Source organism: Nevskia soli DSM 19509 (assembly GCF_000711955.1).
GTDB lineage: Bacteria > Pseudomonadota > Gammaproteobacteria > Nevskiales > Nevskiaceae > Nevskia > Nevskia soli.
On record NZ_KL544000.1, the window covers coordinates 132,860 to 148,428 of the forward strand.

Here is a 15,569-nt window from a genome sequence, read left to right on the forward strand (position 1 = left end):
TCTAAGTGCCAAGCCATCTATTGGACCATTGGCCTACCCATCGTAACTCCCCACAGCGGACGGTCGCTAGCGACGGCATGGGCCGACAGGCGACGCTCTACATGTGGCTTCAGCCACTGGTTGCAGGCCGATCGGGTGGAAGCGACGGCTGAATATATTCATCTTGCCACTCCCATTGATGGAGCTGCAAAACAAGATGCTCTGTAGGAGGAGCAGTCCAGTAAGCCACAATTGACACGCGCCGCTTCTCCTCGTCGGACAGCCTTGTGCTAGCGCAATACTGTCTATACTCATTAAGGAGATTTGATTTCCCAAACTGTACGATCAGGTAAAAGGGAACTTCGTGATTACTGGCATCTAGAGATGACCTGGCGATCTTCTCTAATAACTGGGAGCATGATTCTTGAGGCTTGGGCTCCGTAGCGACCAGTAGCTTCGCGGCGACGCTGCTAGCCGAGCTCCTCGCAATCGCCAGAGGGAAGAGCAGGTTAAACCGGCTCGAATCGTCGAGTTTTTGAAGTTCAACGCACATGTCCTGAAATTGATCGTAGTTCTGAATCTGCGCAATTGTCTCCTCTGAAATATTCACGTTCATTTCACACTCTGCATTTACTGATAAATCCCGAACGCCGTTGGACACGATGCGGACTTCATTGAGTCTTGCCAGCCCATTCCAGTAACGCCCGATTTTTCAGGGCCTCGTCTTCGAGGGAGAGCACCAGGACCTTGCTTTGGCACATTATTGATAGCTGGCGAGTCCCCTGGCTTGTTTCATTAGCTATCCATCCTGGAATCGGGGATTGACGTTTTGCAGTAACGCCCAGTTCTTTCTCCATACGCAAGGTCAGCTTCTCGGCCGTGTGCGCGCAGTCGTCCGCCGATGACAGCGTTACGGACGCTTCCAAGGCGGCAACAAGATTGCTCTTTGGTGTTTTCGAAATCTCCACCTTTTGAAACGGGGCATAGCCCGGCTCCAAGCTCTTCCCGTAGGAGTAGTTCGAGCCATCGGGCGACTTGTGCGGCGTGAGAGAGCTGTCCGATGTATCCAGCGCTATTCCCGGCTCATAGCCGAATGCCGATTTGAATCCGCCCTGGAACAGGTTGCCGCCGCCTTCATCGCCACCGCAGACGCCAACTCCGAGGAGACTCAGGCAGGCGTAAAGGACGGCATGAGCCCCTTTCTTTTGATTTGGCATGAGTTTCACTTCGGTGGTCGGAGCGGCGCATCCGCGGAAGGTAGGTTATGACCAACGGAAATCCCTTTAGGCACGCCGCTTCGCGGCGAACCTGCCCTACGGGATGCGCTTCATTGAGGCCTTTGGAGTCTTGATATTTCACCACAGCTAGCCTACCCGGAAGCTGCCGTTCGCGACAGACTGCTTCGGGCCGCCTGCCGCCCATTGTAGCGCCAGGCTTCGACGTGCACGGACCGGTCCTTCGGGTTCCTCAATAGCGAGGCGCATTGCGGTAGCGTTCCCGCTCATGCTGGTAGATCGATGGAATGAAGGGTCCGAGTATTGCGGCGAAGAAGATTAACCAGCCCAGAGGCGATGCCATCAGAAAAGTAATGACCGTCCTGTGAAAAAGGGCGGTATAGACCGCCAAGGCGGCTACGACCAGCCAGATCAGGGCGACGGTGCGCCAACGCTGAGGGTCTTCTTCGACGAGTTCGCCAAGTGGCTTTCCCTGCGTGGGACCCAGGCACATTCGTCCGACCAAGGCGCAGAGTGGCACCAGGGCCATCGCAGTCCGATAGGACAAAAACGGCACGATGCCCATGAATCCGAGGACGACGCACCAGCCGAAGAGGATACGGGACTTCGTGGCGCGGTATGGCATGGCCTAGACCTCCTGAAAGCCGCCAGTCACGACCGGCCGCAATGGGCCGATTGTGACGCGATCACGGCAGACCGTCTTGCTGCAAGCCGCAGTGATGACACTCGCGCCACTTGTTCAGTCGCTCCATGTACCCCTGCCGCCTTAGGTTCCAATAATACAACTGGCCGCAGCGCGGACAGCGGAATCTGTTCAGCCAGATTCCAACGGCCAGGTATCCAAGGAACCAAATTGGGAGAGGGAGCAGGAACAGAGATGATTTCAAACGGGATGCGAAATACGCGCCGGCTAGTATGACTAGCAGGCCAGCGATTTGAATGGTTTTAAAGCATGCAAAGCGGCGGCGGCGGCTTCGCCATGCCTCTGCATAGAGCTTCTTGTCGATCATCTTGGAAATAACTGATCAGCCTGCCAAAAAGGAGTCATTGACGACCGTCTGGATTGGGCCGACTGTCGCCGGACGGGGTTCATAGCTTTTTGTCGTCGCCGATTCCATCGCCACTGAATTCCGGGGGCTTTCTCACACTGAGTCGTCTTGCTTTGTTCATGACGTTACCGAGAGGCATCATGCGAATATGACCTTCCGAGTCAAACTCCGCGATGGCGGGTCCCTCTGCCTGGCCGCACTTGAGGCCGGCAAGTCCAGGAACTGATTCTTGGAGACGCCTGATAGCTTTCAGGCACGTGGCCGCCCGTTGCGGTCCAGACAGTTTAGAGAGAAATACGATGATGAAGTCGGCAGGAGACAGAAACCACCATCCTTCAGCATCTTGCGTATTTAGGAGGTCTCGCAGTGCCAATGCCGCTTCCGTAGAAAACCCATCGGATTCATAGAGTGACAAGACAACAAAAAATCAAGTCGGGCTGCGCGGACCGGAGGAAATCTTGCTCGCTTTGTGTTGAGCCACCCAAGGCGAATCATTTCTGCTCCACGTGATTCCAATTAGCTAGGCTATCGCAAAGCTGCCTGTCGCGACGGGCAGAAATGGGCCGTTATATCGACGTTACGGCGACAGAAGCGGCGTGGCCGAACCACCGATTTCGGGCGGCGGCGTCCGTTCCTTCGGTGGAACCGAGGATAGGCGGCCGCGATTTCCCGTACACCATTGCGCTCATCGTTGTTCTGGAACCGCCAAGGGAACATCCAGCCAACTGTCCCCCCACCATCGCACTCGAAGCGGGGCCTTAGCGTCCTCGATCGTTTCGTCCTCCACCGGACGCCCGCTGCCATAGTTGATCTCCTCACCGGGTTGCTTGAGCACCGCGATGACCACCGCCAAGCGGTCGCCCGCGGCGAGTAGTCGGCTGGTGGTTCGGCGCGCCTGAAACATCAAGTGGGTGCGGCGCCCTGGTTGCAGCAATTGTCGCCGGCCGGGAGCCCTCACCTGACTCGCCCGCTCCCAGTCGTACGACAGTTGAACCCACTTGCCGTCGGAGGTGATGTCGAACAACGTGACTGCGAGATCCAGGTCGTGCTTGTTGATCGTCAAGTCCAGGCGGGCCGTGAACAGCCCGGAAACCTCGAGGCTTTGCGGCAGAACCGGCGTTTCGAACACGATCGCATTCGCCAGATCCAGGTCCTGGGTGACGATCGGCCAGTCGTCCAATGCCTGGTCGATCAGGGGGCCACGCGGCGCGAACTGGTCCACGTCCGAGCGGTCACGCAGGTCGATGGTCTGGCTGCTGGCCCGGGTCGGCTGCGGCCTGAAGCCGAGCTGGTGTCCGTGAGGCGCGGGGTTGCCGGTCAGGTAATAGCGCCGGGCGCGGCCCATGGCCGCAATCGAGGAGCTGTGGCGCCAACGGTTCGCCCCCATCACTTCGAAATTGACCTGATCAGCCAGGATGGCGGGCTTGGGGCCGCGTCCGAAGATCCAGTCGAACCACTGATAGCGAAGATCGGCGATGTCGAATTGTCCCGCATCGTCGATCGGCATCTCCCGCAGCACGCTCTGGCGCGCCCCAAGGGGACTGATGGTTCCGAGCTGGGCTGTGTGATGATCCCAAGGCCCGATCAGCAGGTAGTGTCTTCCCGCCGGACGCGACCGGACCAGGCGCGTCCAGTAGGACAGTGCGCCCGACTGTCCGCTGTCGTAATAGCCGGTGGTGGTCAGAACCGCGATGTCCAACTTGGCCAACTCCGCCATGGTGGGTTTGAGACCGCGCCAGAAGCCGTCGTAGAGAGGGTGCGAAAGCCAGCGCTCCCAGACCGGATTGGCGACTCCCGCCATCGCATTGAGGTCACGGTAGGCGCGGCCCGAAAGGTACCAGTCCCGCTGCAGCCGGTCCCAGCGTTGCGGGTCGAAGTAGACCGCGTCGTCCAGATACTTGTTGCCGGTGGTGTACAACGGCCAGGGCAGGCCGTAGCTCATGAATATCCCGCCATCCATGGGAAAGTCGACGCCCGGGGAGGCCGAAACCGAAGGCATGATGGCCTTGAGCGCTTTCGGCGGATGCATGGCCGCAGCCCATTGCGTGAAGCCCTCGTAGCTTCCTCCGTACATTCCGACCCGGCCGTCGCTCCAGCCCTGGCGGGCAATCCATTCGATCAGCGCATCGGCGTCGGCGCCGTCGTGGATGAACGGTTCTGGCACCTGCGGGCTGCAGCCTTTTCCACGGGTGAAGCCGATCATTGCGACATAGTTGTTGGCGGCGGTGCGGCGCGCGTCGTCCAGGGTGACGGCCGGATCGTCGTAGATGGTGAACTTGAGCAGCGTCGGTAGCGGCCCGGTGCCTTTCGGCCGCACGACCAGGGCGCAGACGGTGGCGCCGTCCGGCGTGCCGACACGCAGATCGGAGTCAATCACATAGCGCCGGGCATCGTCGGCGGCGGCCAGGCCTTCCACCAGCGGCTGAAATTCGCGGTACGCCGCCCACGCCTCGTAGGCACGCACCAGGGCGATCGCCTCCGCAACGTCAAGGGAGGAGACACCCGCGTTGCGCGCCACGACGGAATCGAAGCCGGATTGCAGGATCTGGAGCGGCGTATTGAATGAATAGAAAAGAGCGTAAGCGCTCCGGCCATCGAGTGCCTTCAGCGCCTGGTCCGTGACTTGGGTGAAGGCGTCCGCGAAAGGAGTGCCGTTTTTCAGGGCGGCCGCCTTGGCCCTGGCATAGAGCGACCACCGCAGGTTCACCAGAGAACCGCCCGGCCGGGCGCCATCATCCATGGCGTTCAGCCTGGCGACGGTGTGCTCCGCCTCGACAAAGCGGCCCGCGGCAAGCTCAAGCCGGAAACGGTCGTCGAGCCGCTGCCGCGGCTCGGTCTGCGGGTCGAGCGCCAAAGCGCGCTGCGCCACCTGCGACATTACGTCGGCAAGGTCGGAGGCCTGCGCGCTCAGCGGACGGTCAAGGAGGACGGTGGCCGCATCGCCGGCATGAGCTGGCGGCACGGCCGACAGTGCGGCCGCCAGGAGTGCCGCCACAACCGGCCATTTCCCCCGCGGGATTCGATGCTGCCGTGCTTGCATGGCGAAATCCGCATGATGTAAAAAATATGATAATCTTTTACACCACAAGGCCGCGGAGTGGCAAGTGAGTAAACCTTTCGTGGTTTCAAGCCCGGCACAGCTGGAGGTAATCGCTTCGCCGGGGCGGGAGGAGGTGATCGATGCGGTCGTGCTGATCGGGCCTTGCAGTGTCAGCGAACTCGCGCGGCAGCTCGGCCGTTCCCGCCACGCGTTGTACTATCACGTCAAGGCCCTGCGCGATTGCGGGCTTCTGATAGAAACCAGCCGGCCGGTTGCGGGCGCACGAGACACCTGCTTTTACGAAGTCCCAGGCCGGCCGGTATCGGTGCGCTTTGATCTGTCCACGCCGATGCGCAGGCATGCGGTGACCACGCTGACCCGGGCAAGGCTGCAAACGGCGTTCAAGGGCGTGGCAAGAGCATGCGCCTCGGATGCCACGGTTACCGACGGCCCGCTCCGGGAGTTGTGGGCGACGCACGTGAAAGGCTGGCTCTCCGAGGCCGATCTGGAAGAGGTCAACGAGCTGTTTCTGCGCCTGGTCGATGTCATCTCGCGTGCATCGGCCAGTCAATCGACCGGGCGCCAAGCCTTCGATCTCACCTTTGCGCTGAGTCCGGTGCGGCGGAAAGCGCGCCGCGCGTCCCATAATTGACCCAGGGGCACTCTTGTGCCGTTCCGAACAGCGCTTTGGGCCAGCGAGGCGGACATGGGCTGGGCATCCTGAAAGCCGGCATTCGTCGGCCGCGACGGGCCGGCCCGCGACCGCACCGTTGCAGGCCGGCGATGGCTTCGTCCTTCGGTCCGCTCCTCAGCGAATACCCACCTGCAGATACATCGCCAGCAACCCCAGATCGATTTCACCGAGCGACTTGCGCAAAGCGATCTCGTCTTTGCCGTCGCGGCGGGCCTCTATCAACCCGACCATCAAGGCGGTTTCAGGCCGCTCCAGCGGTGCAACGGTGCCCAGGTAGTGAACCAACCCGGGGCGCCGCAACAGGACAAACCCCGGAAATCCGGATTCAGGCAGTTCGATCCGAAGGCGGTTTTGCACGCTGAGGAAATCACTGAACAACCTGCTCAGGACCGGGTCATCACATTGCTCCAGCGCCGAAGCGGCGTCATGCGGATGCCGGTCGATAGACACCAGCCACCAGAGCAATCCAGTCTCCGGCTTGCCCGTCGCGCGGCAAGCCCGGGCCAGGCGCTGCAGCCATCGCGGCCGCTTCAACAGCCGGGGTTCGCTCTCCAAACATTGGCGCACGGCTTCCCAATCCGGGATTTGCGCGAGGGCATAACTGGTGTGCAGCCGGTCATCCAGGTCTTCCTGTGCGGGAAGCTCCTCGAGCGCCTTGGCCAGGCGTTGCCAGGCCGGGGTGAGGTAGTCGCGCGCGTTGGCCGCCAGCAGCGTCCGGGCCAGCGGCTGGACTTCCTGCTCCAGACCATCCAACTCCGCGCGCAGGCCGTGCGGGTCCGCTGGAGCCGTAGCCTGTGAATGGCGGCCGTAGTTGATCAGATCCTGGTAGTGGCCGAGCGATTTGTTCGCGGGGTCGAGTCGCGACAGGGCATGCAAATCCCGCGTGGCTTCATCGAACCTGCGGCTGCCGAGCGTCCCGCACAGGCGGCTTTCGGCCACCGATGCCGCGTTGTCCATGAACAGGTCGAACTGCGGTGCGTGGCTGGCGCGCCGCCATTGCTGCACCAGCCGGCGATGGACCTCGGCTCGTTTGCTGGCCTTCAGCGGCTGCGGGTTCGATGTGGACCAGACGAAAACGTCCCTGGGCTCTGCGGCGAGGTGCAGGGCATGGCCATGGCGATCGACCTCGGCCAGCAGGCGATCGATATCCGCGGGCGGCAGCGGCAGAGCTTCGTCCAGCGTTTCGCGGTTGCCGTCGCGCCATGCGGCATAGTCGGCGTAGGCCAGCATTCCTTCGGCAAGCAGCCAGTCCAGCACGGTGAAAGAACCGTGCTCGACCAGGAATCGGTCCACCGCGCCGATGTCGATAGAGCCGGCACCGATAGCCGCCCGTTTATTCATCCCGGTTTCCTTCATCGTCAGCTGGACGACACAACGCGATCAATTCCTCGAACTTCACCGCAAAATGCTGGCCGCTGGCCTGGGCGCCCTGATTCACATGCTCGCCGAGCAGCGCCTTGCGCTGCTGCAGTTCGGCAATGCGTTCTTCAACGCTGTCTTCCGTGATGAGCTGATAGACGAAGACGGGTTTATCCTGGCCGATACGATGCGCGCGGTCGGACGCCTGGCGTTCGGCAGCGTCGTTCCACCACGGGTCGTAGTGGATCACGGTGTCCGCGCGGGTCAGGTTCAATCCCACGCCGCCCGCCTTGAGGCTGATGAGGAATACCGCCGCTGCACCGGCCTGAAAGGCGGCCACCCTCCGGCTGCGCTCGTCCGCCGGGGTCTGCCCGGTCAATTCCAGATGCGCGATGCCTTGTTGGCGCAGGTCCTGCGCCAGCAGGGCCAGCATCGCCGTGAACTGCGAAAACAGCAGCACGGCCCGCCCCTCCTCGACCAGCTCCGTGATCATTTCCAGGCAGTGCTGGCGCTTACCGGAAGCTATTTCGGGACGCCCCAGCAATGAGGGATCGCAGCAGGCCTGGCGCAACCGCAGCAAGGCACTGAGCACCAGCACGCGCTGCTCCCCGGAGTGTTCGGTTTCTGCAAGGCGCGCGTCCAGGTCCGACCAGGTGGCTGACCGGAGCTCCTCGTAGAAATGCTCTTGTCCGTCTGCGAAAGGCACCTTGCGCTGGATGACCGTTTTCGGGGGTAGCTCCGTGGCGATCTGATCCTTGGTGCGTCGAAGCATCCAGGGCGAGATGCGCTGCAGCAGCAGCTGCAGTCGCGAGGCATCGCCCTGCTCTTCGATGGGCTCACGGAAGTAACGCCGGAAGTTGCGCTCCGAGCCCAGGCACTGGGGATTCAGGAAATCCATGATCGACCACAGCTCGCCCAGATGGTTTTCCACCGGCGTGCCGGTCAGGGCCAGCCGATGCTCCGCGGCGATCTGCCTGACGGCCTGGCTGGCGCGGGTTCCTGGATTCTTGATCCACTGCGCCTCGTCGAGCACCAGCCAGCTCAAGGGTTGCTGCTGCCACCGCTCGAGGTCATTGACCAGCAGCGTGTAGCTGGTGATGAGCACGTCATGGTCGCCGAGGGTGGTCCACAGGCGATGTCGCGCGGCGCCATGAACGACACAGCACCGCAGCGAGGGGGCAAAGCTGGCCAGCTCCTGACGCCAGTTGTGCAGCAGGCTGGTCGGCGCCACCACCAGCGCCGGCAGCGTGAGTCGACCCTGGCTGCGTTCGAGGCTCAGATGCGCGATGGTTTGCAGGGTCTTGCCCAGGCCCATGTCATCCGCGAGCAAGCCGTTGACGCCAAGCGCCCGCAGGTGTTGCAGCCAGCAGGCGCCATGCCACTGGTAGCCGCGCAAGGTGGCGCGGAGGCCGGTATCCACCTGCGACAAGGTCTGCGCCGGCTGGAGGAGACGACTGGCCCGACCGAGCAAACCCGCCTCATCCAGCCAATGCGTCGTTTCCGGCAGGGCTTGCGCCACCGTCGCCAGCCGGTTGAGCTGGCTGTAGGGCAAGCGGCCGGAGCCGCTCTGGCCCGTCAGGTCGCCGAGTTCCGCGGCAAGGCTCCGGGCCTGTTTGATCGGCAGCAGAAGCAGCCGGCCATCCTGGAGGGGGATGCGCCCCTGCTCCAGGCAGTCCGGGGGGAGTTGCGCGAGCAGCTGCATCAGGTCGACGGTCCGGCCCTGCATGGAGATGCGCATCTGCAGATCCCAGTGGGTATCACCCCGGGGCGAGACGTTGACCTGCCAGCCCTCGGCCCAGGCGAAGTGCTGAGCGAAGGCGGGCGTGAAACGCCATTGATATCCATTCTGTTCCAGCTCGGGCAGCGCCTCGGTCAGCAGCTGTTGCCAGGCAGCGGGCTCGGCGGTCCATCCGCCCTCGGCCGCGGCGGTGAATCCGCGCAAGCGCTCCACCAGCCCGACGGCGGAGGCTGCCTCGGCTTCCGGGTCGCGGACGATTTCGATGAGCTGCATACCGTTCCAGTAGCGGTATCCGGCCGTCTCCTTCCAGTCCGCGAAGCAAACGCAGCATTCATCGCCCAAATATTGAAACAGCAGCCTGAGTCGGGGCGGCATGCCCCCGCTGGGCAGATCGCAATGCAATACGGCAGTGGGGCGCAGGGGCATGCGGCGCAGGCACAGCCGTTGCGGCAACGGCAGTCCCAAGGTCGTCAAGCGCTCGGCGCTTGCGACCAGCGAGTCGACGGCTTCCAGCGTCTGCGGAAAGAAAAAGGGAGCTGCGGATTCCAGTGCCGCGTCACCGAGATCATGTTGCAGCGGTGCCAGACCGTGGTTCGTGGGTTGGTAGACCACGAGATCACGCGACCCGGCGAGCGCGAGCACCTGCCCATCCACCGCCCAATGAAGGCGCTGGCGCCCGTCCGGATCGACGATCCATTGAAGTTCGGCAGGCAGCGGCGCCAGGGCCCGCAGGCGGCAGGGGGCCTGACCCGGCATATCGACAAAGCAGCGCTGCGTAGCGAGCATCGAGCTGAGAAACGTCCAGCCGCCGGGCGCCTGGCCGGCGCTTTGACTCAGCCAGGCCCGATCGGCGTCCACCAGACCGGCCAGCACGCCGACATCGTCCGCTCTCACGAAAGGAGGGGGCGCACGCAGATGCGTTGGCTGGATCACATAAGCTGTGCCGTGACCTTCCATGCAATCGCCGTGAACCTGGGCCAGACGCAGCGACAGGCGCACAAAGGGCGGCTCACCCCCCCGCTGCAGCAGGTAGCAAAGCGAAGCTCCGTCGTATCCGGGATCTGATCGCTGACGTAGCTGCGCAAGGAAGCTCATAGGGGGTTGAACGAATGGGGACGTGCGAGCGCGACTCCAGGCCATGTACGGCGGAGCACTTGCAAGGTCTATTTTGCACCATCTTCCACGATGACTGCTGCCGCGGCGCGGTCGACCTTGACAATACCATCGGCCTGGGTTGGACCAGCGGCGAGAACCGGCCGGCGGCTGCCGGGCCGATCACCGGGGTGCCTCACCTGCCAAGGAGCCAAAACTCGACGCACAGCTCACGGAAGGCACAGCTTGCACACTTCAATGATGCGTTAATTAGACAGTTTATCTAATCAGATGAACTTGTCAGATAAACTTACTATCTGTTACTGTATCGGCATGAAAATTCGGCCGAAGGACCGCCAATCCTCCAGCGCCCCGGCCTTGGCGCAGGATCTTCGCGCCCTGCTCGGCAAGCTGAAACGCCGCCTGCGCGAACAGGGGCATCTGACGGGAGACCTGACGCCATCCCAGGTTTCCGTACTGCTCCGCCTCGAGCAGGACGGCCCGGCGACAGCTGCGGCTCTCGCGCGGGCGGAGGGGATGCGTCCGCAATCCATGGTTCCGGTCATTGCCGCGCTGGAGGGCGCAGGACTGGTGAGCGGCGCACCGGACCCGAACGACGGCCGGCAGACGCTGCTCTCGCTCACCGAGGCCTGCCGCAAGTGGGTTCGCGAGGGACGGGCGGCGCGACAGGACTGGTTGACCCGCACCATCCAGGCGCGGCTGTCCCCGCGGGAACAGGACGAACTCTCCGCTTCCGTCGAATTGCTCAAACGGCTCGTCGAGGACTGACAACGTTTCGTGGGGCTCACGCCCGGCCGAACGCATCGTGACTTTCAAGAGGACACTCCGATGGCGCTGACCACGCTCGACCCCAACACGGCCCTGATCGTTGTTGACCTGCAACAGGGCATCGTCGGCCTGCCCCTCATCCATCCCATAGGCGACATCATCGGGCGGGCCCGCGAGTTGGCCGATGCCTTCCGCGAGCGCGGCTTGCCGGTCGTGCTCGTCAATGTCGCCGGCGGGGCGCCAGGCCGGACAGAACAGCAGTCTCAAGCCGGATCCCGTCCGGACGGGTGGACGGATCTCGTTCCGGAGTTGAATCGGCAACCCGGCGACATCTTGGTCACGAAGCGGACCTGGGGTGCGTTCGCGAGCACCGGTCTGGAAGCGCAACTGAAGGCGCTGGGTGTCACCCAGGTAGTGATCCTGGGCGTGGCCACGGGTACCGGCGTCGAGTCGACCGCGCGCCAGGCCTATGAGCAGGGGTTCAATGTCACTCTCGCCATCGACGCCATGACTGACAGGCGTCCCGAGGCTCACGACTACAGCATCAGGAATGTCTTCCCGCGGCTTGGCGAAACGGGCACCTGCCGGGACATCATCGACCTGCTTGCAGCGAGGGGTGCCTGATATGTCCTGGCACTATCTCTTGCCTTGCTTTTTCGGTGGGGTTTTCCTCGCGAACGCAGTGCCGCATGTCGTCAGCGGCATGATGGGCAGGCCTTTCCAGAGCCCCTTCGCCAAGCCGCCGGGACAGGGGCTCTCCTCATCGACCGTCAACGTGCTATGGGGATTCTTCAATCTGGTTGTCGGCTATTGGCTCGCCTGCCGCGTTGGTGATTTCCATCTGCGGGAGACGGGCGATGTCGCCGCGCTCGGGCTGGGCGGCCTGCTCATCAGCCTCTTCTCGGCGCGGCATTTTGGCCGCTTCCATGGCGGCAATGCGCCGGAGCGTCGATGACGCTACCCGTGGCTGGCGTCTTCCGGTCGCTGCGCGGTTTCAACTATCGGATCTGGATCGCCGGGGCTTTCGTTTCCAACGTCGGTACCTGGGTACAGCGCACGGCCCAGGACTGGCTGGTGCTGACCCAGCTCACGCATCACAGCGCTTCGGCCATCGGTGTCGTCATGGCGCTGCAATTCGCGCCGCAGCTCCTGCTGCTGCCCTGGACGGGCTCCGCCGCCGATCATTTCAACCAGCGCAGGCTCCTGATCTTCACCCAGGCGACGATGGGCGCCCTCGCCCTGGCGCTGGGAATCCTCACCGTCGCGGGCATTGTCCAGCTCTGGCAGGTTTACGTCTTTGCGTTCCTCTTTGGCTGCGCGGCGGCGTTCGATGCGCCTGTACGCCAGACCTTTGTCGCCGAACTGGTCGGGGACGATGACCTGCACAACGCGGTGGCGCTCAACTCGACCTCGTTCAACACCGCACGGATGATCGGGCCGGCGGTCTCGGGTGTGGTCATCGCCGCGATCGGCACCGGTTGGGCCTTCCTGATCAATGGTGTTTCCTTCATCGCGGTGCTGTTCTCGCTCTTGTTGCTCCGCGGGTCCGAACTTCATCCGAGTGCGCGGGCTCACCGGGCCAGGGGAAGCTTCACCGAGGGATTGCGCTATGTTTGGGGACGTCCGGACCTCAAGGCGGTGCTCGCCATGCTGTTCCTGGTCGGCACCTTCGGCTTGAATTTCCCCATCTTCATCTCGACCATGGCAGTCCGCGTCTTCCACGCCGATGCCCGCGGATACGGCCTGCTGTCCTCGATCATGGCGATCGGAACGGTTGCCGGGGCATTGCTCGGCGCAGCCCGGCGCAGGGCGCGGTTCAGCTTGTTGTTGCTGGGCTCCGGGTTCTTCGGACTCGGGTGCACGCTGGCCGCGCTCGCCCCGAGCTATTGGCTGTTCGCCGCTGCGCTCGTGATCATCGGCGTGGCCGCCCTGACGCTGACCAATACGAGCAATAGCCTGATGCAGCTTTCGACCGAGCCCGCCATGCGCGGACGGGTGATGGCGCTGCGCGTCGGTGTCGCACTCGGCGGCACGCCCATCGGTGCGCCGATCGTCGGCTGGGTAGCGGATCAATGCGGGCCGCGCTGGGCGCTTGGGGTCGGCGCGGCTTCGGGCTTTGCAGCGGTGATCGTCGGCGCTTACGCCTTGGCCCGCCTGGAACCACGAGCTTCAGTTTGAATTTTCGCTTTGTTTGCAGGCCCGAAGAAGGCATTCAAGACGGGGGATTTCCATCAGGGGGCGGCGCGCACGGCACTGCGGATTAACCCATATCTCCATCAGATAGAGGCAGGTCTACCGAACGCCGGGCTCGCCCAGCCTCCGCCTGAGTTGACAGGCGGCGCAGGCAGCGGGGTACCGCCATAGATCGCGTTGCCCCGTGCATCTTGATAGGTCTGCCAGGGAATCGTCGGCTGCTGATCCACCCCTGGCTTGCTGAAATCGCAAACCCCACCTGGGAACAAGGTCTGCATCTGCGCCCACTGCGCGTCCGTGAACGGGATCGAACCGTAGTTGTCCCCCCGGTTCAGCGGCTTGAGCTGACACTTGTTGGCATCCGTCGTAATGGCTTCCCCGGCCGCCGTCCGCGCGGTGCCGTAGATCGGCACGATCCGCTCGCCGCAGAGGTTGGCGGAGAGCTGGTTGCCGACGCCGTCAAAACAGGCATCTCCCAGATCGGACGGCTTGTCACTGACGATTCTTTGAGCGAGCGGGGCCGGGCTGTGGTCGTTTTCCACCGCAGCCAGCCAGCGATCCATGGCGATGAGGCCATTCTGATTGCAGGCGGCATCCCCGAAGATGAGAGCCGGCCCTTCCCAAATCAGCTGATTGGCGTGACCGCCGGTTTCACGGTCCAGCCTGGCGCGAATCGCGAAGGCGCGGTAGGCGTCGTGGCCCAAGCCGGGGTCGGGGCCGCGACAATCGATGATTGCCGTCTGGTCCAGGTTGTTGGCTTCGTTGATCATGCCGCTGCGATAGGCGTTGGCGAGCGCGGGCTGGTCTGCGACCAGACGATCCGGGCTCGCTTGAATGTCGATGTTCAGGCCGCCGATCCTGGTATTGAGATCCAGAAACATGTGCGGCGTGATCGAGCCCTGCTGAAGCGCGGACAGGCCGTACTGCACGCCGACGTTGTCCGCCGCAATTCCCGCAAAGCCGTGACCGAGCTTCTTTTCCACGGCGGTCCACACCGCCGGCGCACGCGGAGCGAACACATTGATGCCGAGATCGGTCGGGCCGCAGCGGTCACCGCCGGGATTGGTCTGGGCGTTGTAGACCGTGGCCGCGGTCGTGCCGGGGCAAACGTTGCTTGGCACGAAGGCCGGAAACAGCCCGATGTTATCGAACACGGCGTTCAGCGGCAGATCGCTGCCCTCCACTGCCGCGGCCTGCACCGGCGTCCACGGCACGCCGGATGTCCCGCCGACACCCAGGGCCAAGTCGCCGAAGTAGGTCACGAGGAGGTGGTAATCCGCAACCTGCGTGACCGTGCTCCAGGCGTCCGGAAACGAACAGGTCGGCAGGATGCCCTGGTAGATGCCCGGATAGGCGTTTGCAATCCACTGCAGCGCCAGCGAGCCGCCGGAACAGCCGGAGCCCATCGTGTAGCGCAAGGTGCCGTACTGCTCGATCACGCGTTCCTTGGCCATGATCAGCGACTCGGCCTGGATCGCCACATCGCAGTCGTGGGCGCTGTTGTCGAGCGCCGTCGACATCACCACGAAACCCGCACCGAGTGCATATTGCAGGCTGTTCGGCCCTACCGTGACCGGCAGGCCGGCGAGCAAGCCGAACGGTGCCGCGTAATTGGTCACGCTGGGGGCGGTACCCGGCTCAAACGAGGCGCCGCACAGGGCGCCATGGGAGATCAGCAGCTTGTGGTTGAACTGCGCTTGCGGGGCTACGGCGGTCCAGGGCTTGCCTGGCTGGTAAAGCGCGGCAATCTTGTATTGATCGCGGTCCTGGTAGCCGGTCTCCACGCGAACGATGAAAGGTACTCTGACACCGTTGTCGGTCGTTGTGCCGGCGACGTCGCTTGGCGGGTCGGCGGGATCGTAAGCCTGGAAGCCCTGTTTCAGCGGGTTGGAGGAGATGTACAGAAAGGAGTAGGCCGGCGGCTGGTTGCATTGCGCATCCACCGCGGTCTGCTGGCAGGTCCACGGCATCTGCTGCGGGCCGGCAAGGACCGGGCCGCCGTTGGGATGGTTGATCAAGGCGTAGCTGCTGCTGCCGCCCGGATAGTTGGCGGTAATGGTATTGCGGCCCAGCACCATGCCGCTGACCAGGCCCATGTAGGCGCCGCTGGCGGTGAAGGAGAATTGCGGGCTCACGTCGCTGCCGTTGAGGCTCACCGTGACCGCGGAGGCGGGAGTGCCCGCGGGCAAGACGATCTGCACCAGCGCATCGCCGCCGCTGATCAGGTCCGCACGGTTGGACAGGACCTGGATGGCGCTGCCGTATATGGGGCCGGAGCCGTCCGCACCCGATCCAGTACCGGCTACCGGCGAACTGCTGCCGCAGCTCGCGAGCAAACAAGCCACGGTGAGCAGCAAGACTCTCTTAAAGTGCTGCTTCACGAACAATCTCCATGCCTACG

The 15,569-nt window shown here is 63.3% G+C and carries 13 protein-coding genes; 5 read left to right on the forward strand and 8 right to left on the reverse strand.

Annotated features, from left to right (window positions below; translation table 11 throughout):
• Positions 1 to 109 precede the first annotated feature (109 nt).
• The 5 genes from BP26_RS0126160 to BP26_RS0126175 all read right to left on the reverse strand — a co-directional run bounded on the left by BP26_RS0126160 (position 110) and on the right by BP26_RS0126175 (position 5,303).
• Positions 110 to 640 (reverse strand): hypothetical protein, encoded by a 531-nt coding sequence (locus tag BP26_RS0126160; protein ID WP_157572796.1) that lies wholly within the window; start codon positions 638 to 640, stop codon positions 110 to 112.
• A gap of 10 nt (positions 641 to 650) precedes the next feature.
• Positions 651 to 1,196 carry a hypothetical protein gene (locus BP26_RS0126165; RefSeq protein ID WP_029923498.1) on the reverse strand — a complete coding sequence of 182 codons (546 nt, stop codon included), beginning with the start codon at positions 1,194 to 1,196 and terminating at the stop codon, positions 651 to 653.
• 250 nt (positions 1,197 to 1,446) lie between these two features.
• Complete coding sequence (locus tag BP26_RS0126170) at positions 1,447 to 1,839, reverse strand: hypothetical protein (RefSeq protein WP_029923499.1); 393 nt, start codon at positions 1,837 to 1,839, stop codon at positions 1,447 to 1,449.
• 61 nt (positions 1,840 to 1,900) lie between these two features.
• Entirely contained in the window at positions 1,901 to 2,224 is a 324-nt protein-coding gene (locus BP26_RS29995; protein WP_157572797.1) for a hypothetical protein, read from the reverse strand.
• Positions 2,225 to 2,948: 724 nt separating this feature from the next.
• On the reverse strand, positions 2,949 to 5,303 hold the full coding sequence (locus BP26_RS0126175) for a CocE/NonD family hydrolase (RefSeq protein WP_157572798.1): 2,355 nt from the start codon (positions 5,301 to 5,303) through the stop codon (positions 2,949 to 2,951).
• Between the two features lie 64 nt (positions 5,304 to 5,367).
• Here BP26_RS0126175 and BP26_RS0126180 point away from each other — a divergent pair, with 64 nt between their 5' ends.
• Positions 5,368 to 5,955, forward strand: a complete 588-nt coding sequence (locus tag BP26_RS0126180; RefSeq protein ID WP_029923501.1) for an ArsR/SmtB family transcription factor — start codon at positions 5,368 to 5,370, stop codon at positions 5,953 to 5,955.
• A 156-nt stretch (positions 5,956 to 6,111) separates the two neighbouring features.
• Here the strand turns inward: BP26_RS0126180 and BP26_RS0126185 are convergent, their stop codons facing one another.
• Positions 6,112 to 7,338 (reverse strand): hypothetical protein, encoded by a 1,227-nt coding sequence (locus BP26_RS0126185; RefSeq protein ID WP_029923502.1) that lies wholly within the window; start codon positions 7,336 to 7,338, stop codon positions 6,112 to 6,114.
• Positions 7,331 to 10,093 carry a DEAD/DEAH box helicase gene (locus BP26_RS0126190; protein WP_169740790.1) on the reverse strand — a complete coding sequence of 921 codons (2,763 nt, stop codon included), beginning with the start codon at positions 10,091 to 10,093 and terminating at the stop codon, positions 7,331 to 7,333. The genes BP26_RS0126185 and BP26_RS0126190 overlap by 8 nt, the downstream gene beginning before the upstream one ends.
• A gap of 426 nt (positions 10,094 to 10,519) precedes the next feature.
• Here BP26_RS0126190 and BP26_RS0126205 point away from each other — a divergent pair, with 426 nt between their 5' ends.
• The 4 genes from BP26_RS0126205 to BP26_RS0126220 are packed head-to-tail and all read left to right on the forward strand — an operon-like array spanning position 10,520 to position 13,153.
• Positions 10,520 to 10,975, forward strand: coding sequence for a MarR family winged helix-turn-helix transcriptional regulator (locus BP26_RS0126205; RefSeq protein WP_029923506.1), 456 nt, complete (start codon positions 10,520 to 10,522; stop codon positions 10,973 to 10,975).
• Positions 10,976 to 11,035: 60 nt separating this feature from the next.
• The gene (locus BP26_RS0126210; protein ID WP_029923507.1) at positions 11,036 to 11,599 is read left to right on the forward strand and encodes an isochorismatase family protein; all 564 of its coding nucleotides are present in this window, start codon (positions 11,036 to 11,038) and stop codon (positions 11,597 to 11,599) included.
• Between the two features lies 1 nt (position 11,600).
• Positions 11,601 to 11,930 carry a hypothetical protein gene (locus BP26_RS0126215; protein WP_029923508.1) on the forward strand — a complete coding sequence of 110 codons (330 nt, stop codon included), beginning with the start codon at positions 11,601 to 11,603 and terminating at the stop codon, positions 11,928 to 11,930.
• Positions 11,927 to 13,153 carry an MFS transporter gene (locus BP26_RS0126220; RefSeq protein ID WP_029923509.1) on the forward strand — a complete coding sequence of 409 codons (1,227 nt, stop codon included), beginning with the start codon at positions 11,927 to 11,929 and terminating at the stop codon, positions 13,151 to 13,153. Before BP26_RS0126215 ends, BP26_RS0126220 begins: the two co-directional genes overlap by 4 nt.
• Positions 13,154 to 13,251: 98 nt before the next feature.
• Here the strand turns inward: BP26_RS0126220 and BP26_RS0126225 are convergent, their stop codons facing one another.
• Positions 13,252 to 15,549, reverse strand: coding sequence for a DUF6351 family protein (locus BP26_RS0126225; RefSeq protein ID WP_029923510.1), 2,298 nt, complete (start codon positions 15,547 to 15,549; stop codon positions 13,252 to 13,254).
• Positions 15,550 to 15,569 lie beyond the last annotated feature (20 nt).